The following is a 1857-nucleotide window of genomic DNA, read 5'->3' as shown; positions in this document are numbered from 1 at the left end:
ATTAATTATTAGGACGTGCTGCTTTAGCTGCGCCAATAGTAAAGGCGAGACTAAAGTCTCACGTCCCAAAAACGATCACATATTTATTGGAATTGGTATTAGATACTCTGTGCGTAACGTTAGAAAATAAAGCGATAGCACCTGTCACTTAAATCGGTATACTGAATTTCTATTTCACAACACAATGGAAAAATAATGAGTCATTCACAATCGCTGACACTCTTTTTAAACGATGTAAAACCAACACAAATGCTTTGGGCACTACAAGATAAAAACAGTGAGGATTGGGTAGTACTTGATTCATTACAGTTTGAAGAGACAGAGGTGATGCCTTTATGGTCAACACAGGCACTTGCACAAGCACACTGTATCGAAGAGTGGAAAGAGTATGTAGCGACTGAAATTTCTGTAGCAGATTGGTTTGAATTCTGGGTGGATGATCTTGTAGCCGACAATGTCGTTATCGGCCTAAATTGGGGAGATAATGAAGAGGATACTGAGATTGATCTTGCAGAATTAACCCAAGCACTCACCGAAATTGAGACGCTTTAAATTAAAGAGCCTCATACTTTTATTTACGAGAGGAGATCAAGCTCAAACAAAGATTTAAGTGCTCAACTAAAAAGGTAAATAATGAAAAATCATCCTCTGTGATTTGTTCACTATTACTCAAACGCTGAGCACTAATAATTCCTACTATCTTGCCCCCTATTTTTACCGTTGCAAAGCAGATAACACCCGTAGCAATAAGTTGCTCAAGCTCTTCTGACATGTAGTGACACCATTCTTCGCATTTATAATCATTCACTAAAACAGGCCTGTCTACTTCAATAACATGAGTAACAATATTCATACCATTTTGAAACGGTACTATACGATTAAATGTCTCTGCATAACCATTTTTATCAAACGTACTGCGTGCCTGTACAACACCTTTCTGCTTATTGATTATCCAAAATGATGCACGATCAAAACCAATAACTTGCGTTGTTTGTTTTAATAGGTAATTAAGAAAAGCATTAATATCGTTGCTTTTATAAGCTAACTCACTTAATTTTCTAATACTTTCTAAAACGGCTTTTTCTTTGCTAATACCGAAATAGGGTGTGCTCTCTTCTGGAGAGCCAAAGTCATCTTTATTTGGTATCGACTTAATTCTTTTCTGCAAAATAGATGCGCCATAATTTGTTAATAAATTAATGGCTAACTCTCTTGTTTGTTCAATGTTAACTTGTAACTCTTCGCTACTCAACTTCATAAGGCGACTAATGCGTTTTAAGATATTATCAAATTCAGGTTTACTACTTGGTGGTGTTGAGATTGAGCCACTTAACTCATTTGCTAAAAAAATAGCTTGAATCTCTACTGAGCGTGTTTCAGGTTGATCTTGAGATTTAACCATTAGGTCACTCAACTTCCACGCTTCAGCTAGCTCTGAACTTAACTCACTAAATTTGAAGCCTAACTCTGACTGACATTTTTTTTGAAATTTTGCTTCTGACAAATAAAAATAATTAGATAGTTTATTCGCTTCGGCACTCGGCATACTCCAAAATGCGGTTTCTCCAATATGATAGAGCATAGCCGCAAGGTAAACCTCCTTGTGTATCATCCCCATGATCAGGCAACATCATCTTAGCTAATAAACCTGCATAAAAAGCATTTGCCATTAATTTTGTTAAACGATTATGCACAACGGCTGTTAAACTTTGGCAATCTAATAATCCATCTAATATTTTATACCATTCCGCATAATATTGTAATCAGGGCTTGTTGAGGGAAAATGATGAAGAGCAAGGCGCATGATTGAGTAATAGCTAGCTATTGCGATTGAATGCAACGTCGCTATTTATTATT

At 36.2% G+C, this 1857-nt stretch carries 2 protein-coding genes; one reads left to right on the top strand and one right to left on the bottom strand.

What is annotated here, in order from left to right; genetic code table 11:
• Nucleotides 1-195: 195 nt before the first annotated feature.
• Nucleotides 196-552 carry a DUF2750 domain-containing protein gene (locus tag G322_RS0119050; RefSeq protein WP_022943252.1) on the top strand — a complete coding sequence of 119 codons (357 nt, stop codon included), beginning with the start codon at nt 196-198 and terminating at the stop codon, nt 550-552.
• A 19-nt stretch (nt 553-571) separates the two neighbouring features.
• Here the strand turns inward: G322_RS0119050 and G322_RS0119045 are convergent, their stop codons facing one another.
• On the bottom strand, nt 572-1612 hold the full coding sequence (locus G322_RS0119045; protein WP_169337500.1) for a GAF domain-containing protein: 1041 nt from the start codon (nt 1610-1612) through the stop codon (nt 572-574).
• Between the last annotated feature and the right edge of the window lie 245 nt (nt 1613-1857).

Source organism: Psychromonas hadalis ATCC BAA-638 (assembly GCF_000420245.1).
GTDB classification, from domain to species: Bacteria; Pseudomonadota; Gammaproteobacteria; order Enterobacterales; family Psychromonadaceae; genus Psychromonas; species Psychromonas hadalis.
This window is presented reverse-complemented; position numbering and strand designations above follow the sequence as displayed.